The organism is Rhodovulum kholense, assembly GCF_003053725.1.
Lineage (GTDB): Bacteria > Pseudomonadota > Alphaproteobacteria > Rhodobacterales > Rhodobacteraceae > Rhodovulum > Rhodovulum kholense.
The window spans coordinates 102912-125509 of record NZ_QAYC01000009.1 but is presented as its reverse complement, the minus strand read 5'-3'; the positions used below and the strand labels follow the sequence as shown (position 1 = coordinate 125509).

General features: G+C 69.0%; 20 protein-coding genes and 5 pseudogenes. 3 read left to right on the top strand and 22 right to left on the bottom strand.

Going from position 1 to position 22598, the window contains the following annotated elements:
* Positions 1–11: 11 nt before the first annotated feature.
* Together C8N38_RS13020 and C8N38_RS13015 are read right to left on the bottom strand one after the other, a co-directional pair.
* On the bottom strand, positions 12–1475 hold the full coding sequence (locus C8N38_RS13020; protein ID WP_108027610.1) for an aldehyde dehydrogenase family protein: 1464 nt from the start codon (positions 1473–1475) through the stop codon (positions 12–14).
* Positions 1476–1564: 89 nt separating this feature from the next.
* Positions 1565–2341 carry a (2Fe-2S)-binding protein gene (locus C8N38_RS13015; RefSeq protein WP_245895743.1) on the bottom strand — a complete coding sequence of 259 codons (777 nt, stop codon included), beginning with the start codon at positions 2339–2341 and terminating at the stop codon, positions 1565–1567.
* 205 nt (positions 2342–2546) lie between these two features.
* Between C8N38_RS13015 and C8N38_RS13010 the strand changes: the two are divergent.
* Positions 2547–3985: pseudogene (locus tag C8N38_RS13010) on the top strand (IS1182 family transposase).
* A 231-nt stretch (positions 3986–4216) separates the two neighbouring features.
* Here C8N38_RS13010 and C8N38_RS21705 read toward each other — a convergent pair.
* The 11 genes and pseudogenes from C8N38_RS21705 to C8N38_RS12985 all read right to left on the bottom strand — a co-directional run bounded on the left by C8N38_RS21705 (position 4217) and on the right by C8N38_RS12985 (position 9887).
* Complete coding sequence (locus C8N38_RS21705) at positions 4217–4543, bottom strand: hypothetical protein (protein ID WP_245895751.1); 327 nt, start codon at positions 4541–4543, stop codon at positions 4217–4219.
* A pseudogene (locus tag C8N38_RS21970) lies at positions 4543–4617 on the bottom strand (hypothetical protein); the annotation flags it as partial. The pseudogene C8N38_RS21970 and the gene C8N38_RS21705, both read right to left, overlap by 1 nt.
* Positions 4614–4733 carry a 2Fe-2S iron-sulfur cluster-binding protein gene (locus C8N38_RS22320; protein WP_215731148.1) on the bottom strand — a complete coding sequence of 40 codons (120 nt, stop codon included), beginning with the start codon at positions 4731–4733 and terminating at the stop codon, positions 4614–4616. The pseudogene C8N38_RS21970 and the gene C8N38_RS22320, both read right to left, overlap by 4 nt.
* Positions 4733–4909: a 2Fe-2S iron-sulfur cluster-binding protein gene (locus C8N38_RS22215; protein WP_215731147.1), complete on the bottom strand. Its 177-nt coding sequence runs from the start codon at positions 4907–4909 to the stop codon at positions 4733–4735. Before C8N38_RS22215 ends, C8N38_RS22320 begins: the two co-directional genes overlap by 1 nt.
* On the bottom strand, positions 4906–5382 hold the full coding sequence (locus C8N38_RS21690) for a hypothetical protein (RefSeq protein ID WP_215731146.1): 477 nt from the start codon (positions 5380–5382) through the stop codon (positions 4906–4908). Before C8N38_RS21690 ends, C8N38_RS22215 begins: the two co-directional genes overlap by 4 nt.
* Positions 5383–5409: 27 nt before the next feature.
* Positions 5410–6342, bottom strand: a complete 933-nt coding sequence (locus C8N38_RS21960; protein ID WP_281258228.1) for a hydantoinase B/oxoprolinase family protein — start codon at positions 6340–6342, stop codon at positions 5410–5412.
* Positions 6343–6433: 91 nt separating this feature from the next.
* Positions 6434–6781: pseudogene (locus C8N38_RS22160) on the bottom strand (hydantoinase B/oxoprolinase family protein); the annotation flags it as partial.
* 59 nt (positions 6782–6840) lie between these two features.
* Complete coding sequence (locus tag C8N38_RS12990) at positions 6841–8406, bottom strand: hydantoinase/oxoprolinase family protein (protein ID WP_245895742.1); 1566 nt, start codon at positions 8404–8406, stop codon at positions 6841–6843.
* Positions 8292–8906: pseudogene (locus C8N38_RS21955) on the bottom strand (hydantoinase/oxoprolinase N-terminal domain-containing protein). The gene C8N38_RS12990 and the pseudogene C8N38_RS21955 overlap by 115 nt, the downstream one beginning before the upstream one ends.
* 92 nt (positions 8907–8998) lie before the next feature.
* A complete protein-coding gene (locus C8N38_RS22155; RefSeq protein ID WP_215731144.1) occupies positions 8999–9214 on the bottom strand; it encodes a type 2 periplasmic-binding domain-containing protein in 216 nt (71 codons plus the stop codon).
* A 22-nt stretch (positions 9215–9236) separates the two neighbouring features.
* Positions 9237–9887, bottom strand: coding sequence for a LysR family transcriptional regulator (locus tag C8N38_RS12985; RefSeq protein WP_215731143.1), 651 nt, complete (start codon positions 9885–9887; stop codon positions 9237–9239).
* 103 nt (positions 9888–9990) lie between these two features.
* On the opposite strand from C8N38_RS12985, the pseudogene C8N38_RS12980 reads away from it, so the two are divergent.
* Positions 9991–11019: pseudogene (locus C8N38_RS12980) on the top strand (NAD(P)/FAD-dependent oxidoreductase).
* 68 nt (positions 11020–11087) lie between these two features.
* Here C8N38_RS12980 and C8N38_RS12975 read toward each other — a convergent pair.
* Positions 11088–12413, bottom strand: a complete 1326-nt coding sequence (locus C8N38_RS12975) for an NAD(P)/FAD-dependent oxidoreductase (RefSeq protein WP_108027608.1) — start codon at positions 12411–12413, stop codon at positions 11088–11090.
* 209 nt (positions 12414–12622) lie between these two features.
* Here C8N38_RS12975 and C8N38_RS12970 point away from each other — a divergent pair, with 209 nt between their 5' ends.
* The gene (locus tag C8N38_RS12970) at positions 12623–13123 is read left to right on the top strand and encodes an Lrp/AsnC family transcriptional regulator (RefSeq protein ID WP_075784525.1); all 501 of its coding nucleotides are present in this window, start codon (positions 12623–12625) and stop codon (positions 13121–13123) included.
* Here C8N38_RS12970 and C8N38_RS12965 read toward each other — a convergent pair.
* From C8N38_RS12965 to C8N38_RS12930, 8 genes are all read right to left on the bottom strand, one after another.
* Entirely contained in the window at positions 13120–14790 is a 1671-nt protein-coding gene (locus C8N38_RS12965; protein WP_108027607.1) for an ABC transporter ATP-binding protein, read from the bottom strand. The two genes, C8N38_RS12970 and C8N38_RS12965, sit on opposite strands and share 4 nt — an antisense overlap.
* On the bottom strand, positions 14790–15635 hold the full coding sequence (locus tag C8N38_RS12960; RefSeq protein WP_108027606.1) for an ABC transporter permease: 846 nt from the start codon (positions 15633–15635) through the stop codon (positions 14790–14792). Before C8N38_RS12960 ends, C8N38_RS12965 begins: the two co-directional genes overlap by 1 nt.
* Positions 15635–16594 (bottom strand): ABC transporter permease, encoded by a 960-nt coding sequence (locus tag C8N38_RS12955; RefSeq protein ID WP_108027605.1) that lies wholly within the window; start codon positions 16592–16594, stop codon positions 15635–15637. Before C8N38_RS12955 ends, C8N38_RS12960 begins: the two co-directional genes overlap by 1 nt.
* Positions 16595–16676: 82 nt before the next feature.
* Positions 16677–18287 (bottom strand): ABC transporter substrate-binding protein, encoded by a 1611-nt coding sequence (locus C8N38_RS12950; RefSeq protein ID WP_108027604.1) that lies wholly within the window; start codon positions 18285–18287, stop codon positions 16677–16679.
* Between the two features lie 100 nt (positions 18288–18387).
* Entirely contained in the window at positions 18388–19128 is a 741-nt protein-coding gene (locus tag C8N38_RS12945; protein ID WP_108027603.1) for an HAD-IA family hydrolase, read from the bottom strand.
* 274 nt (positions 19129–19402) lie between these two features.
* On the bottom strand, positions 19403–20311 hold the full coding sequence (locus C8N38_RS12940; RefSeq protein WP_108027602.1) for a 2-hydroxyacid dehydrogenase: 909 nt from the start codon (positions 20309–20311) through the stop codon (positions 19403–19405).
* A complete protein-coding gene (locus C8N38_RS12935) occupies positions 20311–21687 on the bottom strand; it encodes an aspartate aminotransferase family protein (RefSeq protein ID WP_108027601.1) in 1377 nt (458 codons plus the stop codon). The genes C8N38_RS12940 and C8N38_RS12935 overlap by 1 nt, the downstream gene beginning before the upstream one ends.
* 18 nt (positions 21688–21705) lie before the next feature.
* Positions 21706–22518, bottom strand: a complete 813-nt coding sequence (locus C8N38_RS12930; protein WP_108027600.1) for a GNAT family N-acetyltransferase — start codon at positions 22516–22518, stop codon at positions 21706–21708.
* Positions 22519–22598 lie beyond the last annotated feature (80 nt).

Sequence of the window (22598 nt, the reverse complement as noted above, 5' to 3'; positions counted from 1 at the left end):
GAAAAGGCGGCTCAAAGGTCGATCAGAACGGATTTCTGGCGTCGGTTGGCCAGATAGGCCTCGCGGCCCAGATCCTTGCCAAGGCCCGAGGATTTCCAGCCTCCGGTGGGCAGGATGTGGTCGCGCGAGCGGCCATAGCGGTTGACCCAGACCGTGCCCGCCTCGATCGCGCGGGTCATCCGCAGCGCGCGCGACAGATCGCGGGTGTAGATCCCCGAGCAGAGGCCATAGGTCGGATGGCGAGCCAGGGCCAGCGCCTCGTCCTCGGTCTGGAAGGTTTCGACCGTCAGGACCGGGCCGAAGATCTCTTCGGTGATGGCGGGCGAGTCCGCGCCAGGCCCGGTCAGGATCGTGGGCGCATAGAAGCTGCCGGACCGGTCGAGGCGTTCGCCGCCGCACAGCACCCCGGCGCCCTCGGCCCGGGCGGCCTGCACGATGCCGTCGATGCGCGACAGCTGGGCCTCCGAGATGATCGGCGAATAGCCGGTGGCCGCCTCCCAGGTCGGGCCGGGGGCGATCCCGGCCATCTTCGCGGCGATTTTCGCGGCCAGCTCTTCGGCCACCGAGGCTTCGGCGATCAGGCGCGATCCAGCGACGCAGACCTGACCGGCATTGGCGGTGATGCCGCGCAGGATGCAGTCGGCGGCGAGGTCCAGATCGGCATCGGCGAAGACCAGTTGCGGCGACTTGCCGCCCAGTTCCAGCGTCATCGGCTTGATGCCGCTGCGCGCGATGTTTTCCATGATCGCTGCGCCCGCCCGGGTCGAGCCGGTGAACGAGACCTTGGCGATGCCGGGATGGGCGACCAGCGCCGCGCCGGCGTTCGGCCCGTCGCCGAGCACGATGTTGATCAGCCCCTCGGGCAGGCCCGCGCGCACCGACAGCTCGGCCAGGCGCAGCGTCGACCAGGGGGTCATCTCGGAGGGTTTCAGCACCACCGCATTGCCCGCGGCCAGTGCCGGGCCAAGCTTCCAGCCCGCCATCGACAGCGGGAAGTTCCAGGGCGTGATGGCGCCGACGACGCCATAGGGTTCGGACGCGATCATCCCCATCCGCCCGGCGCCGGTCGGCACCAGGCTGCCGCCCTCCTTGTCGGCGAATTCTGCGAAAAAGCGGATCTGTTCGGCCAGGATCGCGACATCGCCCGGCACCGCCTCGGCAATCGGGCGGGACGAGGCCACGGCCTCGATCCGGGCCAGGTCCTCGGCCTCGGCCTCGATCAGATCGGCCCAGGCCTGCAGCGCGCGAACCCGGTCGCGGGGGGCCAGATCGGCCCAGCCCGACCGGGCAAGTGCCGTGCGGGCGGCCTCGACCGCGCGGTCGACGGTCCCGGCATCGGCTTGCGGGATAGCGCCAAGGATGCGGCCGTCCGAGGGCGCGCGGATCTCGATGGCGTCGGGGCCGGGCAGATAGCGCCCGCCGATGAAATGACCCTCCGGCAGGGACAGGCGTGCCGGGTCGAAACTGAGCGACATGGCTCCTCCGCTGTGATCTTGGGCCGAGCCTAGCCGATGGCCCCCGTATCTTCCTGCCGAAGCGCCGGGGCGCGCAGCATATTCCGCTGTCAGCGCCGCCTGGATGGCAGGATCGTCTGCGACCGGCCGGGGTCCGGGCGGGCCAGGCAGGCCGAGACCGGCAGCGGCCGCGCCGGGGCCTGGGCCCGCATCCGTCCCGCCTCGGTCGGCCGCATCCTTGGCGCGATCCCGGTGGCGGCGGCCAGGATTTCGGTCGCCGCGATCTGGCAATAGCGGCCCTGACAGCGGCCCATACCGGCGCGCGACAGCGACTTGACCCGGTTCGCCTCCGCCCCGCCATGGGCCGCGCTTTCGCGCAGCGCGCCCGCGGTGATGCCCTCGCAGCGGCAGATGACGGATCTGTCGGGCGGTGCCGCGACCCTGGCGGCGGGGTCGGGAAAGGCCTGCGCCAGACCGGCCGCAAAGCGGCGCGGGCGTTTGAGGCGGCGCAGATCGGACGCGGGGTGGGGCAGGCCCAGATCCTGAAGGCAGGCGATGGCGGCCAGCCGCCCCGCGATCTCGGCCGCGTCGGCGCCCAGAAGGCAAAGCCCGTCGCCCGCGAGATAAAGCCCGGCACCCGCCCGGCCCATCGGGTCGGCCTCGGGCCGCCATTGCGCCCAGAGCGGATCGTGGAAAAGGCGCGCGCCCGCCAGTTCGGCCAGATGGGTTTCGGACCGCAGGTGCCAGCCAAGCGCGACGGTATCGCAGGGGGGCCGCGCCTGTCCGCGCGCGTTGGGCCAGCAAAGCGCTGTCGGCCCCTCGGCATCTGCCTCGATCCGCCCGAGCGTGACGCCCGCGCGGCAAAGCCGCCCGAGCCGCGCCCGCATCGCCAGCCCCCGCAGCGTGACGACGGGTCGGGCGGCCAGCCGGGGCAGCGCCCGGGCCTGCGCCCCAAGCGGTGCGGTGTCTAGAACGGCGGCGACCCCGGCTCCGGCCGCCTGCAGCTGTGCCGCGACCAGCGTGAGCAGCGGGCCGAGGCTGTGTGGAAACGCTGTTCCGTGTTAAGCTTCCGCAAGGTAGCGGGAGGCAGGGATGGCGGGCTTCATCGATGGCACCGACCGGGACCAGGTCACGCTTTTCCCTGATCGCCTCGAGGACCGGATCGGCGAGGATCACCTGGGCCGTGTCGTCGACCTCTTCGTCGAGGAGCTTGATCTTCCGGCGCTCGGCTTCGAGCGTTGTGTGCCCGCCCGAACCGGTCGCCCAGGCTACCATCCGGCTGTGCTGCTGAAGCTCTTCATTTACGGCGACCTGAACCGGATCCCGTCCAGCCGTCGCCTGGAACGCGAAGCGGGTCGCAATGTCGAGCTGATGTGGCTGACCGGTCGCCTGGCGCCAGACCACAAGACCATCGCCGATTTCCGGCGAGACAACGGATCGGCGATCCGCAGGACCTGCGCGCGGTTCGTGGAGCTGTGCCGGCGGATCGGGGTGCTGAAGGGCGCTTGCGTGGCCATCGACGGCAGCAAGTTCAAGGCCGTGAACAACCGCGATCGCAACTTCACGAAGAACAAGATTGCCAGCCGCCTGGCGCATCTCGAGACCGACGTTGAGCGCTATATTACGGAGATGGTCCGCATCGACCGCCAGGAGGACGGCGAGGCACGGGCTGACAAGATCGCTCATCTCGCCCGCCGTTATGGCCGTATCCGGCAGGAAATTACGCGGCTGAAGGCAATGGACCGGGCCCTGGCCGATGCGCCCGACGGGCAGATCTCCCTGACCAATCCCGATGCCCGGGCCATGGCGACCAGCGCCCGGCACGGCGGCATGGTCGGCTACAACGTCCAGACCGCGGTCGATACCGAGACGCATCTGGTCGTGACGCATGACGTGACCAATCAGGGCTTCGATCGCGACCAGCTGAGCCCGATGGCGGCGGCAGCCAGGAAAGCGCTTCAGCGCGACGACTGCACGCCATTGCCGACAAGGGATATTTCAGCGGGTCTCAGATCCTGGCCTGTCCTCAGGCGGGGATCACCGCGACCGTGCCGCGCCCCGAGACATCGGGCAACCTGGGCAAGGGCATGCATGTGAAGGCCGACTTCGCTTACGATCCGGCCCGCGATGTCTATGTCTGCCCGGCGGGAGAAGAGCTGACCTATCGTTACTCGCGCGAGGAGGACGGCCTGCGGGTCGGCCGTCACTGGACCAATGAATGTTAGGATTGTCCGGTTCGTCACCGCTGCACCACCAGCAAGGAACGTCGGATCACCCGGTGGGACCATGAACACCTGGTCGATGCGATGCGCGAAAGGCTGGCTGGACACGCGGATCCGATGTCCCCGCGCCGCTGCACCGTGGAACACCCGTTCGGCACGCTCAAGGCCCGGATGGGGCACACCCATTTCCTGACCCGGAGGCTGAAGAACGTCCGCAGCGAGATGGCGCTGAATGTGCTTGCCTACAACATCAAGCGGGTGGTCGCGTTGATCGGCATCCGGGGCCTGATGCGGGCCATTCCGGCCTGATCAGGGGGTGCGGCGCCCCAAGCGCAGACGTTGCGCTTTGCCCGAAAGGGATCGCGGGCCGCCGCGCGCGCCAGGGGATGTCTGAGACGGCTAAAGCGAGCATCCGGGCAAATCAGCATCCGAAAACCCCTGCCGGCCCGTCTCCACACAGCCTCGGCCGCTTCCGGCCAGCACGATCCCCCGTCCCAGCGCCACGCCCTGCGACTTGAGCGCGATCTGCGCGGCGCCAAGCTAAAACACCCCCGGCGCCTGCCAGCCGGGCACCGGGGCCAGCCGGTCTGTGGCGCCGGATGCAAGGATCAGCCGGTCGAAGAGGCAGGGCAAAAGCCCCTCAGGGCCAAGGACATGCAGCACCCCGTCGCGGATCGCCACGACCGAGCTTTCGGGACAATGGTCGATCCGGCCCCGGGCCACAAGCCCGTCGAAACAGTCATGCAGCGCGACCGCCTTGGCGGCCTCACTGCCATAAAGCGTGGCAGGAGGGCGGGCGAAGCCTGCGGGGGGGGGCGGTAGATCTGGCCCCCCGCGCGCGTGCCCTCGTCGATCACCATCGGGCAAAGCCCGGCATGGGCCAGGGTTTCGGTCGCGCGGATGCCCGCGGGGCCCGCGCCGACGATGACGACCCGGGTCATGGCCAGCTTTCCGGCGGCTGCGACAGAAGCCGCATGCCCGGCGCGACGGGCGTCGAACCGGCGCGGAGCCGCGGCCCGTCTCGCTGCCAGACCCAGCAGTCCTGACAGGCGCCCATCAGGCAGAACCGGCGCGCCGTTCGGGGCCTGCATCGCCCGCGCGCAGGCTCCGGGCCGATGTCAGCACCGCCGTCAGCACCGTGTCGCCCGCCAGGGCCTGACAGGCGCGGCCATCCAGCATGAAGCGGACGGGCGGGCGGCCCTTTCCCGCCAGCCGGACGAACTGACCGGTCATTCGGCGGCCTCAATGGCCTCTGTGGCCCTGGCGGAGCGGGGCAGGTCGGGGAAACGGGCGCAGACCGCCTCAAACGCGGCCGCGACGCCTTCGGCGCCGGTGCGCCCGTCCATCCGCGCAAAGATTTCGGTCTTGGCGAAGAACCGCCAGTGGATCGGCAGCGCCGACAGGATCGCACTAAGCGCGTCATAGGCCGCGGGCGTGGCCCGGGCGCGGAGCGCCGCCGTCGCGGCCTCGTCGACCCTGCCCTCGGGCAGCACCACGCCATAGTCGCGACCGGCGGCCCCGGCCGAGACATAGCCCCGCGCCTCGTCCCAAGCCACCCGCCAGGGCTCGCGCGCCATCGGATCGCCGCGCCCGCCGCACCCGGCCGAGCGGATCTCGAGCACGTCGCCCGGTTGCAGCACGGCGGTATCGACATTGCCCAGACGCCGCTCATTCGGTGTGCCGGGATTGACGACCATATCGGACAACCCCGCCGCCCGGCCCTCCAGTACGCCCTAGGGGCGAAAGAAGGACCGGTCGCGGTTGCGCGCGGTGATGCGGGTATCGGGGGCGAAGACGCGGAACGCCATATCGGTCGCAAGCCCGCCGCGGCAACGCCCGGGGCCTCCGGAATCCCGCGCAAGCCCGTATTTCACGAACTCGACGGGCGTTTCGGTTTCGGTGATCTCGATGCGCGTGTTCTTTAGGTAGGCCGCATCGGCGTCCGACCCGTTGGTGCCGTCGCGATGGGGCATGCCGCCGCCACCGCCCACGACCGGGTTCACCGCAGCGATGATGGTGCACCGGGTCCGCTCGTCGGTGGTCATCACGTTGACGATGCAGTTGTTACCGGCTGGTGCTGCGGGCAGGCGGTCGGGCACGGCCTGCGAGAAGGCGCCGAAGATCACCGAGCGCAGCCGCGCGCAGGTCAGCGAGCGCATGCCGACCGCGGCGGGCGCCACCGGGTTCAGCACCGTGCCCTCGGGCGCGATGCAGGTGAAGGGGCGCGTGAGCCCCGTATTCAGCAGGATCTGCGGGTTCAGGGCGTAAAGGACGTAATAGACGCCCACCAAAAGCACCGTGTGGCGCGGATCGCCGCCCGAGGGCACGTTAAGCGAACTGGCCATCTGCGGATCGGACCCGGTGAAATCGAGGATGGCCTCGTCGCCCCGGATCGTGAGGCGCAGCTTCAGCCGGCAGGGATTGGCCTTTTCGGAATCCTCGGCGGCATAATCGGCGAACTCCCATGTCCCGTCGGGCATCGCCGCCAGCACGGCACGGGCCTGGGCCTCGGCACGGTCGAGCAGCTCCTCCACCCCGTCCAGAAACGTCGCCTTGCCGAACTTGGCGATCATCGCATGGGCCTTGCGTTCGCCCGTGTTCAGCGCGCCGAGCAGCGCCTTGATGTCGCCGATGTTCAGATCGGGCTTGCGCACGTTCGTCGTCATGATCCGCAGGATCTGCGCGTCGAAGCCCCACCTCGTTCACCAGCTTCATCGGCGGAACGCAAATGCCCTCCTGATGGATCTCGGTCAGCCCGCGCGACAGCGAGGCGGGCACGGCGCCGCCCATGTCGGTATTGTGGATATACCCGCCAGACCAGGCGACGATCTCGCCGTCCGCCAAGCTCGGCTTCCATAGATGGGTGTCGGGGGCGTGGGTCGCGACATGGCCCGAATAGGGGGCGTTGGTGAAGGCCACATCGCCCGGGCGGTAGTCATCCACCATGTCGATTGCGCGGCCACAGGTCAGCCCCGGACACCAGGTGGCGCCCAGATCCATCGGCACGGCGAAGGTCTGGCCCGCGCGGTCCATCAGCATCACCGTGAAATCCTGCGTCTCCTTGACGAAGGCGGAATGGGCGGTGCGGTGCAGCGTATGGGCCATGTTCTCGGCCGCGGCGCGGGCATGTTTCGCGAGAACCTGAAGGGTCATGCGATCAAACATCAGGCGCGCTCCTCGATCTGCAGATGAAGGTTCAGGTGCCGCTCCACAAGGGCCAGCGCCCCGGGCGGGATCGCGACGGTGGTGTCTTCCTGGACGACGACGGCGGGGCCTTCGAACCTTGTGCCCGGGGTCAGATCGTCACGGGAATAGAGGTTCACATCCTGTTCGGCGCCGCCCGTATGGACCCGGACGGATTTCAGCGCGGTCGCGGCGGTCTTTGCCTCTTCTGCCTCGGGAAGTTGCAACGCGGGGCCCGCGCCGATGGCGGTCAGGCGCAGGTTGACCATCTCGACCGTGCCCGCCGGATCGTCGAAATCGTAGATCCGGGCATGGGTCGCGTTGAAGGCCGCCGCGATGGCGCCCAGATCGCCCGCCTCGATCCAGGCGGGGTCCAGCGTCACCTCGATTTCATAGATTTGCCCGTGATAGCGCATGTCGGCCGACAGGATCAGATCGACGGCGCCGTCATGGCCCTGATGGGTCAGCCATTGGCGGCCCTCGGCGATCAGGTCGGCCAGCGAGGTCCGCAGCCCCGGCAGGACCTCGGGCGAGGGCAGGGCAAAGACCCTGCGGATGAAATCGCCCCTGAGATCGGCCACCAGTCCGCCAAGCGCCGAGACGACGCCGGGACGGCGCGGCGCCATCACATGCGAGATGCCCATCTCCTGCGCCAGGAACGCGCCCAACATCGGGCCGCCGCCGAAGGGCATCAGGGTGAATTCCCGCAGATCGACGCCCGCGCGCGGGGCCAGTTTCTCGACCTCGACGAACATCTCGGAAACCGCGATATCGAGGATCGCCTGCGCCGTTTCGGCCAGCGGCCGCTCGAGGATCGCGGTCAGTTCGCCCACCGCCGCGCGGGCCAACGCGGGGTCCATGTCGAGCTGCCCATAGGCCATTTCCGCATGTCCGAGCCAGCCGCAATCGGCCATCGCATCGGTCACCGTCGCCTTGGTGCCGCTGCGCCCATAGCAGGCGGGGCCGGGGCTTGACCCGGCCGAGTCAGGCCCCACCCGAAACACGCCGTGATCGTCGATCCAGGCGATGGACCCGCCGCCGATCCCGATCGAGTTGACCGAGACCGAAGGGATGTGCAACGGAAACTCGCCCACCAGCTCGCCCGTGCCGAATTGCGCGGTGCCATCGACGATCAGCGCGAAATCGGCCGAGGTGCCGCCGATATCGAGCGTCAGCACCTTGTCCTCGCCCGCCTGCCGGGCCAGCCAGGCGGCTCCGGTCACCTCCGAGGCGGTGCCCGACAGCAGCATGTTCACGCAGGCGGTCTTGCCCTCGGCGGCATTCATCACCCCGCCATTCGACTTGGTCAGTAAGGGCCGGGTGGGCACGCCCTGCGTGGCCACCCGGTCCTCGAGCGCGCCGAGATAGCCCGCGACGCGCGGATGCACGTACCCGTTCAGGATCGCGGCTGTCGTGCGTTCGTATTGGCGGATCACCGGCCAGACCTCGGACGAGGCGAAGACGAACAGATCCGGTGCAAGGCGTTGGATTTCGGCCTTGATCGCGGCCTCCTGCGCGCCGTCGCGCCAGGCATGCAGGAAGGGCACGTGATCCCCACGGCCCCCCGGGCGCGGGCCGTGGCGACGGCCCCGGCCACCGCAGCCATGTCCGGTGCCAGGGTTTCCCGGCCATCGGCCCGCAGCCGCGCGGGGATGCCGAAGACCATGTCGCGGGCGATCAGCTGATCGGGACGCGCGCAGAACAGCGAATACATGGCGGGCATCCTCAGGCGCGCCAGCTCGATCACGTCCTCGAAACCCGCATTGGTCACAAGCGCGAGCCGCGCGCCCTTGCGCTGGATCACCGTGTTGATCCCGACCGTGGTGCCATGGACGAAGCGGGTGATGTCGGCGGGCGCCAGCCCCTCGCGCTCGGGCCAGCAGGGAAAGGCCGGTGATCAGCACGGCCCCGGCTCGTCGGGCGTGGTCAGCACCTTCAGCGAGGCCACCCGGTCCGAGCGCGTCTCGAGCGCGCAGAAGTCGATGAAGGTGCCGCCGATATCGACGCCGACCTTCCAGTCGGCTGGCAAAGCGGCGCTTGCATCCATGGCCATCTGTCCCTTGCTGTGTCGGGCCGCAGGCTGGCACGGAGGCCGGGGCGCGGTCCAAGACGCATCCTGACCGGCGGCATAAGTTGGACTTATGCGGAAAGCGCGGGCAGGGCACGGCAGGTCTGGCGCAGGTGGTCGCGCAGCCGGGTTTCGGCCTGCGACAGCGGGCGGTTGCGGACCGAAAGCAGGGCCAGCGGCACGGTCGGGCTGGCCGCCAGCGGCCGGACCGCGATACCCGCGAACTGCGCCCAGGGCAGCAGTGCATCTACGAGGGCAAGCCCCAATCCCGCCTGCACGAAGCCCACGGCCGAGATCGAGCCGTCGATTTCAAGGCTGGGGGGTCAGGGTCACGCCCTCGACGCGGGCCAGCTCTTCGCCGGGGCGGGTGTCGCCGCGATAGAAGATCAGCGGTGCTTCTGCCAGATCGGCAAGGCTCAGGCTTTCCTGCGCGGCCAGCGGATGCCCTGCGGGCAGAAGGCAGGCGAAGCCGACACCGCTCAGGACCTCGGCCGCGATATCGGGGGCAAGACGGTCGTCAAGCGCCAGCGCCAGCCCGGCATCGCCCTCGCGCAGAATCCGGATCATCGAGGCCAGCGGCGCGATGTGAGACCGCAGCAGGATTTCGGGATGGCGCGCCCGGAAGGCGGCCAGCGCGCCGGGCAGCACGGCCATTGCGGGCGGGGTCGAGGCCGCGATCCGCACCAGCCCGGCCCGGCCATGCCGCAGATCGGCGGTCTTCTGGCGCAGCCCTTCGAGATAGGCGAAGATCCGTTCGGCCTCGGGGAAGATCCCGATGGCCTCGGGCGTCGGATGCAGGCGGCCCCTGATCCGGTCGAACAGCGGAAAGCCCAGTTCGTCCTCGGTATGCAGAAGGATCTGGCGCAGCGCCGGCTGCGAGATGTTCAGCATCCGCGCGGCGGCGGTGACGGTGCCCGCCCGCATGATGGCGGTAAAGACCTCCATCTGGCGTGCGCGCATCGGCTTTCCATAGGTCTGGCTTATGAGGTTATCCCGATCCGGTCTTTGACGCAAAGACCCCACGCCGCCAAGCTTGCAGCGGACAAAGTCAGGTGGCGGCAGCATGGATACACCGGTTCCGGGCGGCGGGCTGATGGGAAGGGCCTCGGCCTTTTTCCTGGCCCGGCGCGGGGTTCAGGTGACGCTGATCGAGCGCGGCCGGATCGGCACCGGCGCCACCATCGCCGCCTTCGGCAATATCCGCCGGACCGGGCGCCACCTGCCGCAACTGCCGCTGGCCCATCGGTCCCGCGCGCTTTGGGGCGAGGCCGAGGCGCTTCGGGGCCGCGATGTCGAATTCCGCACGACCGGGCATCTGCGGCTGATCTTCGACGCCGACGGCCTGTCGGAAATGCGCGCCTTTGCCGAGGCCGCCCTGCCCTGGGGGCTCGACCTTCAGGAGCTGGCGCCGACAGAGATCCGCGCGCGCTTTCCGGGGTTCGGGCCCGAGGCGATTGCGGCCTCGTTCTCGCCCGAGGACGGGTCGGCCAATCCGCGCCTGATCGCGCCCGCCTTCGCCGCCGCCGCCCGCGCACTGGGCGTGCGGATCGTCGATGAGGCTGGGCGGGTTGATATCCGCCAGACCGGTTCGGGCTTCGAGGTTGCGACCGCGCAAGGCACCTTTGGCGCCGGGATCCTGCTGAACGCGGCCGGGGCCTGGGACGCCGGGATCGCGGCGAGGTTCGGCGAGCCGGTGCCGCTGGAAGCGTTCGGCACGCAGATGGGCGTGACCGAGCCGCTGCCGCACCGGGTGCTGCCGGTGGTCGGGCTCTGGACCCGGGACGCGGGCCGGAACGGCTATCTGCGGCAGGTCTAGCGCGGCAACATCGTCTTCGGCGGCGCGGCCGAACGGGTGCCGGTGGCGCTTGACCCCGGTCATGCCCAAGCCGATCCGGCGCGGCTGCCGGGGCAGGTGCGGGCGCTCGTGCGACTTTTGCCTGCGCTGAGGGATGCCGCGATCATCCGCACCTGGTCGGGCTGCGAGGGCTATGTCGCCGACGGGCTGCCGGTGATGGGGGCGTCGGGCACAACGCCGGGGCTGTTGCATGCCTTCAGCATTGCCCCGGGGTCGGCGACGCGATGGCCGAGCTGATCGCGACCGGGGGCCTGCACGACCCCGCTGGCCGAGTTCGGGATCGGACGCTTCGCCCGATGACCGGCTCAGAACTCCGAGACCTTGCCCCATTGCGCCCCGCCATAACGCGCCAGCCGGTATTGCGCGATTTCGGTGATCGGCGGGCGGCCCAGCAGGATGTCGGCCACCAGATGGCCTGCACCGGGGCCGATGCCGAAGCCGTGCCCGGAGAACCCCGCCGCCAGCAGCAGGCCCGGCACGCCGATCTCGCCGTCGATGACCGGCACCCCGTCGGGCGTGCTGTCGATGTACCCCGCCCATTCGGCCTGCACCGGCAGCGTCTTCAGCGCGGGCAGCAGGCGGCGGGCGCGGGTCAGCGTCTCGGCGATCAGCTTCGGCGCCGGGCGCGGATCAAGGATGCGGACCCGCTCCATCGGGGTGGGGGCGTCCATCGCCCAGCGGCGCCGGGTCTCAAAGCCCGCGGCCCAGGCCTGGAACCCGCCCGGGGCCAGCGCCTGCCAGCGCTTGGCGAACATCGGCAGGAAGTGCCGCGCGCCCATCAGGGCGCCGGGCGTCGGGTCGAGACTGGCCTTGCCCGAGATTGCCAGCGTATGCCCGCCATCGCCGCGCCGGGTGACGGAAACGGCGGCGGTATGAAGCGCCGCCGGAAGATCGCCGCCGCCGGGCGCGAGCGACAGGATCGAGCTGCGGACCGAGGCTTGCGGGAACCGCAGCCCCAGCTGGTGCAGAAAGCTCGCGGCCCAGGCGCCGCCCGCAAGCACCACCTGGCGGGTGCGGATCACGCCCTTTTCGGTGATGACGCCGCTGACGGCGCCCGCCTCACGCTCGATCCCGCGGGCGGCGCAGTTCTGCAGGACGGTGCCCCCCAGCTTCGTCACGCCGGTCGCGATCAAGGGCGCGGCGCGCGCCGGATCGGCGATGCCGTCGGTCGGCGACCAGACCCCGCCCGCCCAGGCCTGCCCGGTCGCGGCGCCGCGTTCGGCGGCCTCGGCGGCACTCAGCATCCGGGTATCGACGCCCGCGCCCCGGGCAAAGCGGCCCCAATTCGCCCAGCCCTCGATCTCGGCGGGGTCGTTCGAGAGATAGAGAAGCCCCGAGCGGCGGAAGCCGAGATCGGTGCCGGTTTCGGCGGTCAGGCGGTCCCACAGCTCGAGGCTTCGGGTGGCCAGCGGCAGTTCGCGCGCGTCGCGGTTCTGCTGGCGGCACCAGCCCCAGTTGCGCGAGGACTGTTCGGCGCCGACCAGCCCCTTTTCCAGCAGCACGACCTTCTGTCCGGCCGCGGCCAGCCAATAGGCGGCCGACACGCCCACGATGCCTGCGCCGATGACGACGCAATCGGCGGATTCGGGCAGGATATCTGGGGTTTCGATCCGGTGAAGGGGCGCGGGCATGAGGGGACTCCGGTCTGTTCGGGGCCGACGTTAGGCCAGCCGACGCGCCCGTACCTGCCAGAATCCGCGCCTTAAACAGCATTTCCTGCGGAATTGCCCTTGCCGAACAGCGTGAGAAGGCGTTTCTCGGACGTTGCGTCAGACGGCCGCAGACCGCCCGCCGGGGCCTCTGGCGCCCCCCGATGACGCCTTGCCGCCGAGGACGACCCATGGACAGCCGCCAGAAACTTGACCGCATCGACATCAAGATCCTGTCCGAGTTGCAGAAGAACGGGCGGATCACCAATGTCGAGCTGGCCGAGCTGGTGAACCTGTCGCCCTCGCCCTGCCTGATGCGGGTCAAGAAGCTGCAGGCGGCGGGCTATATCACCGGCTACAGCGCGCAGATCGATCTGGCGAAGCTGGGCGAGACCCTGACCGTCTTCACCGAGGTCACGCTGAAGAACCACCGCCATATCGACTTTTCGCGGTTCCAGCAGACCGTGGCCAAGATCGAATCCTGCATCGAATGCCATCTGGTGTCGGGCGGCTACGACTATCTGCTGAAATTCGTGACCGCCGGCATCGTCGACTATCAGACCATCATGGAAAGCCTGATCGACCGCGACATCGGCATCGACAAGTATTTCAGCTTCGTCGTGATCAAGTCGCCCTTCATCAAGTCGCAGATCCCGCTGACCAGCCTGTTCGCGGGCAAGCTCGACACCTAGCGGCGCGAGAAGGCGGCCAGCAATTCGGGGTCTTGGTCGAGACTGTCGAGCCAGCCCGGATCGATCTGCGGCACCGAGGAGATCAGCAGTTTCGAATAGGGATGCGCGGCCTCGGCCGACATCCGTGCCGCGGGCAGTTCCTCGACCACCTCGCCCTTGTACATGACCAGCACGTCGTCGCAGATCGCTTCGACCGTCGAGAGGTCGTGCGAAATGAACATGTAGCTGAGGTTCAGTTCGGATTGCAGCTCTTCCAGCAGCTTCAGGATCGCGGCGGCCACCACGGTGTCGAGCGCCGAGGTGATTTCGTCGCAAAGGATCAGCTCGGGCTCGGCGGCCAGCGCCCGGGCGAGGTTCACCCGCTGTTTCTGCCCGCCCGACAGCTCGCGCGGCAGCCGGTATTTCAGCGCGGCGGGCAGGTGCACCATGTCCAGCAGTGCATCGACCCGGGCGTCGCGGGCCGCGCCGCGGAGCCCGTGGTAGAATTTCAGCGGACGCGCGAGGATGCTGCCCACGGTCTGGGCCGGATTGAGCGCGGTATCGGCCAGCTGAAACACGATCTGCATGCGCCTGAGGTCTTCCTTGCGGCGCTCTTTCAGATCGCCGTCAAGCTCGTGCCCGTCCAGCAGAACCGCGCCGCGATAGGGCGGCAGGATCCCCGAAACGGCGCGGGCGAGGGTCGATTTCCCGGACCCGGATTCGCCGATGACCCCAAGGTTGCGGCCCCGTTCCAGCCGGAAATTGATGTTCTTCAGAACCTTCACGGCGGGTTCGCCGTTCTGGAAGGTGCCATAGCCCGCATGCAGGTCGATTGCTTCGAGGATCGGCGGGCGGGGCTGCAGGCCGGCAATGCTGCGCGGCTGGTGCGGCACCGGATCGACCGCCGCCAGCAGCGCCCGGGTATAGGGGTGGCGGGCCTCGGTCAGGATCTTCGGCGTGGTGTTCTCTTCCTGGATCTCGCCGCCTTTCAGCACGATGATCCGGTCGGCGATCTGGGCGACCACGGCCAGGTCATGGCTGACATAGACGCCCGAGACGCCGCCTTTCTGCACCACCGCCTTGAAGGCGCGCAGCACCTCGATCTGGGTGGTGACGTCAAGCGCCGTGGTCGGTTCGTCGAAGATCACCAGTTTCGGGCCGCCGATCAGCGCCATGGCCGCGGCCAGCCGCTGTAGCTGGCCGCCCGAGACCTGGTGCGGATAGCGCCGCCCGATGGTCTCGGGCTGGGGCAGGGCAAGCGCGCGGAACAGCGAGACCGCCTTGGCCTCGGCCTCGGCGCGCGGCATCAGGCGGTGGATGCCGGTGATCTCGACCACCTGATCCATGATCCGCTTCGAGGGATTGAAGGCGGCGGCGGCCGATTGCGGCACGTAGGACACCTCGGTGCCGCGCAGCTCGGCGCGGTCGGCCTCGGACATCGCGGTGACGTCGCGGCCGTCCAGCGTGACGGTGCCGCCCGCGATCGAACAGCCGGGGCGGCAATAGCCCATCAGCGACAGCGCGATGGTGGTCTTGCCCGACCCGGATTCGCCGATCAGCGCGACGAATTCGCCGGGCCGGATGTCGAAGGACACGCCCTTGATGATCTCGACCTGGCGGCCGGAATCGGTGACCGCGCCGATATGCAGGTCGCGGACGGTGACAAGAGGCTGGCTGGCGTCGGGCATCAGGCGCTCCTGTCGCGGATACGGGTGGGCAGGTTGTCGATGAAGAGGTTCATCGAGATCGTCAGCGAGGCGATGGCCAGCGACGGGAACACCACCGCAGGCGCCCCGAAGCTGAGCGCGCCGATATTCTCGCGCACCAGCGCGCCCCAGTCGGCATTGGGCGGCTGCACCCCGAGCCCGAGGAACGACAGGCCCGACAGCACCAGCACGATGAAGACGAAGCGCACGCCCAGATCGGCCAGCACCGGGCCGAGGATGTTGGGAAAGATCTCGCGCGCGATCAGATAGGGGGTCCGCTCGCCCCGCGCCCGGGCGACGGTGACGAAATCCATGGTGTTGACGTTCACCGCAAGCGACCGGGCAAAGCGGTAGGCTCCGGGCATGTAGATCGTAGCCAGCGTCAGGATCAGCACGGTCAGCGACGAGCCGACGGCGGCGACCACCACCAGCCCGAAAAGAAGCCCCGGAATGCCGTTGATCGCATCCAGCAGCCGCGACAGTCCCATGTCGAAGATCCCGCCGACCACGGCGGCGATCATCCCCAGCACCACGCCCACCGAACAGGCGATGGTGACGGCGGCCAGCGAGATGCCCACCGTGTAGCGCGCGCCCATCAGGATGCGCGAAAGCATGTCGCGGCCCAGATAATCGGTGCCCAGCAGAAATTTCTGCGACATCGGACCGAAATAGTCCCAGTCGACGATCTCGCCCACCGGATAGGGGGTGATCAGCGGCCCGACCAGCGCCACCGCCCCCCAGAGCAGCACGATGGCCAGGCCGATCCGGCCGGCCCAGTTGAAGCGGAAGCCATGGCGGGCGGGCGACAGGAACATCGGTTTGGGCATCAGCGGCGGAGCCTCGGATTGGACAGGATCGCGACCAGATCGGCCAGGGTGATCAGCGTCAGGTAGCTGACGCAGAAGATCATCGCGCAGGACTGGATCAGCGGCAGGTCGCGGGTCGCGACCGCGTCGACCATCAGCTTGGCGACGCCCGGATAGTTGAAGATCGTCTCGACGATGATGACCCCGCCGACGAGGTAGGACAGCGACAGCGCCATCGCATTGGCGATGGGCCCCAGCGCGTTCGGCAGCGCGTGGCGCAGCACCTGGCGGATGCGGCCCGCCCCCTTCAGCCGCGCCATCTCGACATAGGGGGTGTCGATGGTCTCGATCAGGGCCGCGCGGGTCATGCGGATCATCTGGGCCGAAACCACGAAGGTCAGGGTGATGACCGGCATGGTATAGGCTTTCAGCAGCGCCCAGAAGGTGCCGACCTCGGCCCCGAAGCTGAGCGCGGGCAGCCATTTCAGCCAGACCGCGAAGATCAGAACGGCCAGCGTCGCGACCATGAATTCGGGCACCGAGATCACGGTGATGGTCAGCGCGGTCACCATCCGGTCATAGGCCGAGCCGCGCCACATCGCCGCGGTGATCCCGAGAAACAGCGCCAGCGGCACCGAGACGGCCGTGGTGACGCCTGCCAGTTTCAGCGAATTCGCCAGCCGGCCGCCGATCAGGTCGGCCACGGGCATCTGGTTGACATAGGAGGTGCCCAGATCGCCGGTGAAAAGCCCGCCGAGCCAGCCCAGGAAGCGCAGGAAGGCGGGCTGGTTCAGCCCCATCGCCTCGCGCAGCCCCGCGACCGCCTCGGGGGTGGCGGCCTGCCCCATCAGGATCTCGGCCACGTCGCCGGGCAGAAGGTCGGTGGCGAAGAAGACGGCGAAGGACACGATGATCAGGGTGATCAGCGCGATGCCCAGCCGCCGGGCGACGAGGATATAGGGGATCAGGGATGCCTGCACGGACGTGGCTCTCCTCCTGCGTGGGGCGTCGACGAGGGGCGCGGGAGGGATCGCCTCCCGCGCCCGCGTTCAGGGGCGGCTCCTAGGCGTCGAGCCAGACATATTCGGCGAAGGCATAGCCCATCATCCCGCCCAGCGGGTTCGGCCTGAGCCCCTTCACCTTTTCCGACAGCCCGTCGACGTTCGAGATATAGGCGGGGATCAGCGTGCCCGCCTGGGTCGCGACCATCTCCTGCATGTCCCAGTAGATCTCGGTCCGCCGCTCTTCGTCCAGCGACCCGCGGGCCTCGACCAGCAGGCTGTCGAATTTCTCGGACGCATAGTGGCTTTCGTTCCAGGGCGCGTCCGAAGCGTAAAGCAGAGAGAACAGGATGTCGGGGGTCGGGCGCGGGTTGATGTTGCCGAAATGGACCGGCGCCTTCAGCCAGTAATTCGACCAGTAGCCGTCCGAGGGCACGCGCTGCACGTCGAGCTTCATGCCGATTTCGGCGCCCGCCTGCTGGACGACAGTCGCCATGTCGACCGACGACATGGCCGCGTCCGAGGCCACGACCGGGATCGAGGTGCCCAGAAGCCCGGCCTTGTCGAAGATGTGCTTCGCCTTGTCGGGGTCGAATTCGGCCGGCTTGAGGTTGGGGTTGTGATAGCGGTTCGCGCTGGACACGGGCTGGTCGTTGCCGATCTCGCCGAGGCCCCGCAGCACCGCCTTGACGATCTGTTCGCGGTTGATGAGGTGGCGCATCCCCGCGATGAAGCCGGCCTTGGTGCCGGGGTCCATGTCGAGCCGGATGTTCAGATCGGTGTAGTTGCCCGCGGTGGTGACCGACTTGACCACATGGGGCTGGCTGTCGATCAGCCGAATCGACCGCGGGTTGAGCTGGGCCGCCAGCTGGATGTCGCCCGACAAAAGCGCGTTGACCCGCGCGCTGTCATCCGAGATCGCGAAGAACTCGAAACTGTCCAGATAGGGGCCTTCGGCCTTGAAGTAGTTGGGGTTCTTCGTGCCGATCGAGCGCACGCCCGGCTCGAACACCTCGCATAGGAAGGCGCCGGTGCCGTTGGCCTTGGTGAAATCGGTCGTGCCCTCGGCCAGGATCATGAAGTGGTGCAGCGACAGGATGGTCGGCAGGTCGGCATTGGGGGCTGCCAGCTCGATCCGGACGGTCAGGTCGTCGACCGCCGAGATGCCGGTCATCTGCTTGGCGATCGAGTTGGCCTTGGAGCCCACGCTCTCGTCGAGATGGCGGTTCAGCGAATAGACCACGTCGGCCGCGGTCAGGGTCTTGCCGTCATGGAAGGTGACGCCGGATTTGAGCTTGACCTGCCAGACCCTGGCGTCGTCGGTCTCGATGCTTTCGGCCAGCTCCATCTGCGCCTGTCCGGCCTCGTCGAGGAAGGTCAGGCGGTTGTAGAAGGCGCAGCAGCGCACGTAGTCGGTCGACAGCGACGCCTTGGCCGGGTCGAGCGTGTCGGCGGTCGAGGCCGACCAGCCCGCCGCGCGGAGCGTGCCGCCCGTCACCGGCGTGGCGGCCACCGCTGCCCCGGCGCGCAGCAGGATCGAGGACCCGGCCGTTGCGGCCACGCCCGAGGCCATCAGCATCTTCAGAAGCTCGCGACGCGAGGCGCCGCGCCGGATCGCGTGTTCGACCGCCGCGTCGTCGCGTCCGGTCCAGTTGGTGGGCTTGAAGGTCATGGGCTTGTCGTCTCCCTGTTGGAGGGGGGGCCGGACGCCTTTGCCATGCGCTTGCGGCCCGGATGTGCCGTGTCCGGGATTGCCTGTCCCGGAGGGCGGATCAGTCCGCGAAGGCCCGGTCGACGGCGTCGGCAAGGTCCGCGAGGCTGTGGAAGTGGTAGTCGGGCCTGGTGAATTCGGCGGGCTCGATGGTCCCGCCATAGCCTTTCTGCGCATGCCGTCGCTGGATCCAGCAATTGGTCATGCCCAGCGCGCGCGAGATGCTGATGTCGTGATACTGGCTTTGCGCGGTGTGCAGGATCCGGTCCTTGCTGCCGCCGGTCGCCGCGACATGGGCGAAGACCTGTTCGAAGAAGGCCGCATCGGGCTTTTCGGTCCCGGTCTCGTCGGTGGTGAACCCGGCCCAGAACGGTTCGCCCAGCTTGGCGGCGTATTTCTCGTAGGCCCAGCGGCGGGCATTGGTCATCGCGATCAGCTTGTAGCGTCTTGCCAGCCTCGCCAGCGCCTCGGTGCTGTCGGGGAAGGGCTGTGCCTCGCCCACCGCGTCGATCATGCTTTGGCGCGCTTCGGGGGTGTCGGGCAGGCCGAATTCGGCGGCGATGCGCCCGTAGCAGCGGCCCAGGTCGTCGGGAAACTTCAGCGCGCCGGGTTCGTAGCGCGCGGCGCGGTAGACGCTCAGTGCGGCCTCGCCGTCCAGATCGATCCCGGCGGCCTTGGCAATGGTGTCGAGCCCGGCCTTGATGGCGCCCTCGAAGTCGATCAGCGTGCCGACCACGTCGAAGCTGACATAATCGAAACGGGTGAGGGGCGGCGCCTGCGTCTCGGCGGTTTGCTCGTCCATGATCGGCCTTTCCTTCGCGCGGCCATGGCACCTGCCATGGAACATTCTTCTGTATGTCGCACCCGGGCACCGGGGGCGTTTTGCAAGGGCGCGTCCGGAAGGTCCGGGCCGTTTCGCCCTTGTATTTCAGGGCTTCCGCGGTCCCGGAGCGCCTGTGCCTTTCCCGAGTGTGCCGTTCGGGGGGCGAGAGGAATATTCGAAAGATCCGGACGTCGCGGCAGAAACTACCGAATCCGCCCCCCACGCGGCATATCCGGTTGCGACCCGGTCCGGCTCAGTATCCGGCCTCGGGATCGACGAGGCCCGGCAGGGGCCGGCCCGCGCGCCAGGCGCTCAGCACCGCCAGCGCATGGCGGGCGCCTTCCTCGGGATCGGTGTTGGCCGCGACATGGGGTGTGATGACGATCCGTGGATCGGCCCAGGCGGGATGGTCGGCGGGCAGCGGCTCGGGGTCGGTCACGTCGAGCATGGCCGAGGCCAGACGGCCTGCATCGAGCGCGTCCGACAGCGCCGCCATGTCAAGTTGCGCCCCGCGCCCGGCATGGACCAGATGCGCCCCCCGGGGCAGTTTCGCGAAGAGACCGGCGTTCAGCAGGCCGCGGGTGCTGCCGGTCAGCGGCAGCAGGCAGATCAGGATGTCGGTGCGCGCAAGAAAGGCGTCGAGCCCGGCCGCGCCATGGGTCTCGATCCCCGGCAGGGGCGTACCGGACCGGCTCCAGCCCGCGACCTCGAAGCCGAGGCCCGCGAGAGTTTCCGCGGCCAGCCGGCCGATCCGGCCCAGTCCCAGGATGCCGACCCGGCGCGAGGCGGCCAGCCGCACCGGGTGCTGTTGCCAGCGGCCCTGCCGGGCGCCTTCCAGATAGGTGGGCATATCGCGATGCAGCATCAGCGTGGCCATCACCACCCAGTCGCGCACCATCCGGTCGATCCCCGGCGCGACGGTGCGGACCAGCGCCACGCCCGGCGGCAGCGGTGGCATGTGGTCGACGCCCGCGCCCACCGACAGCAGCACCCTCAGGCTGGGATAGGCGGACAGGTCCGGCGGCTGCCAGCACGCCAGATGGGTGACGGCGGCCGCGTCCCGGACCTCGTCCGTGCCGACCCACAGATCCTCGCCCGCCTCATGAAAAACGCGGCGCCAGACGGCACCGCGTTCGGGGTAGGACAGCAGAAGAAAGGCCATCAGGCCATCGCCTGCCGGATCTCGGGATCGTCCAGCGTCAGGTCCAGCACCTTGCGGGTGCGCTCGACGATGGCGTCTATCTCGGCCTCGGTGCAGCAAAGCGGCGGCGCATAGCCGAAGATCCCGTTGGCGAAGGCGCGGATTACCAGGCCCTGGTCCCAGGCACGGTCGAAAAGCCTGGTCGCGGCGTTCAACTCGGCCGGAACCGGGGTCTTCTTGGCCTTGTCGGTCACCATCTCGATGGCGGCCAGCATGCCCCGGCCGCGCACGTCGCCGACCAGCGGGTGATCGGCAAGGCCCTGCAGCCCCGCCATCAGTCGCGCCCCCATCTTGCGGCCGTTTTCCAGCAGGCCGCCGTCCTCGTAGAGCCTGAGCACCTCGAGCGCGACGGCGGCCGAGACCGGATGCGCCGAATAGGTGAAGCCATGGCCCACGGCGGCCGCGCCCGCGCCCTCGGCGATGGTCTCGTAGACATGATCGGCCATGAAGACCGCGCCCATCGGCACATAGCCCGAGGTCAGCCCCTTGGCGGTGGTCATCAGGTCGGGGACGATCCCTTCGTCCTCGCAGGCGAACAGCGGGCCGGTGCGGCCGAAGCCGGTGATGACCTCGTCGGCGACGAAAAGCACCCCATAGTCGCGGCAGGTCTCGCGCATCGCCTTGACCCAGCCCGGCGGCGGCACCAGCACGCCCCCCGAGCCCTGGATCGGTTCGACATAGAAGGCGGCGACATGCTCGGGGCCGATTTCCTCGATCTTGGCCTTCAGTTCGGCGACCGAGGCGGCGGTGATGGCCTCGGGGTCGTCGCCCACCGGGTTGCGGTAGCTGTAATGGGACGAAATCTTGTGCTGCCACTCATAGGGCACGCCAAATCCGGTATGGAAGGACGGCAGGGCGGTCAGGCCCGCGCCCATCGTGGTCGAGCCGTGATAGCCCTGGGCGACCGAGATGAACTGGTCGCGGCCGGGCTGGCCCTTGGCATGCCAGTAATAGCGGACGAAGCGGATCGTGCTGTCGACCGAATCCGACCCGCCGAGGGCAAAGTAGATATGGTTCAGATCGCCCGGGGCGCGCTCGGCCAGGGCGGCGGCCAGCCGGATCGGAGCCTCGGCGCCGAGGTCGAAATAGCCCGTCGCATAGGGCAGGCGGCGCATCTGCTCGGCGGCGGCCTCGACGATGCTTTCATGGCCGTAACCGGCGTTCACGCACCAGAGCCCGGCAAAGCCGTCGATCAGCTCGCGGCCTTCGGCATCGGTGACGGTGGCGCCCTTGGCCGATTGCAGCAGACGCACGCCGCGCGCCTCGTGGCCCTGCCATGAGGCGACCGGGTGGACAAGATGCGCGCGATCGAGCTCGATCAGCGAATTCGACAACATGGCTGCGGTCTCCGAAATTCAGCCCAGCGCCTGCGAGGCGAGGGCATAGGTTGTGAAACTGTCGTCGCGCCGGGGGGCGGGGCCCCGGTGCATTTCGGTCCCGCCGCCCACATGCGGCAGGCCGATTTCGTTCAGAAGCGGCCCGAGGCCAAGGCCGGGCCGGGTGTCGACCCGCAAGAACCGTCCGGGCATCCCCTGGGCGGCGGCCGCGATCAGCGCCCGGGCGGTCAGCGGACTGTCGGCTGCAAGCGGGCCCAGAACGGTGCCCCGGCCGAACGCGCGCAGCATCGCAAAGCCGCCCTCGGCCATCAGGATCTGGCCCGAGGCCGCGATCCTTGTCAGCAGCGCGCGCCGGTCGGCGCCGGTCGCGGCCCGGTCCATCGCGGCGATCCGGTCGAGGTCGTCGGTCCCCCCGGTTCGCACGGGCAGGCCCGGCGACGGCAGATGGCGGACCACCTCGCCCTGATGCTGCACGATCTCGCCGGTGGCGGCAAAGCCCAGCTTTTCGTAAAGCGGGCGGCCCTCGGGGGTTGCGACCAGCGACAGCGCGCGGTCGCCGGCAAGCGCGATCACCGCCTCCATCAGACGGCGGCCGAGCCCCTGTCCGCGCAACGCCGCATCGACGATGATCATGTTCAGCGCGGCGCGGTCCCCGAAGGCGGAGCAGAAGGCGGTGCCCACGACGCGGCCCTCGGCGTCGAGCGCAGCCACGCCGGTCGAGACCGACAGGACCAGCGCCCAGTCCTCGCGCCGATGCGGCCAGCCCGCCTGCTGCGAGAGCCGCACGCCATCCGCCAGATGGCTGTCGTCGAAAGGCACGATCGGGATCATTGAACCTCCATCCGTTCGGGCGCCGGGTCGGGTGCCGGGTCGGTCGCCGGGGCGCCCCCTGTCCCGAAGGCTAGGGGCGC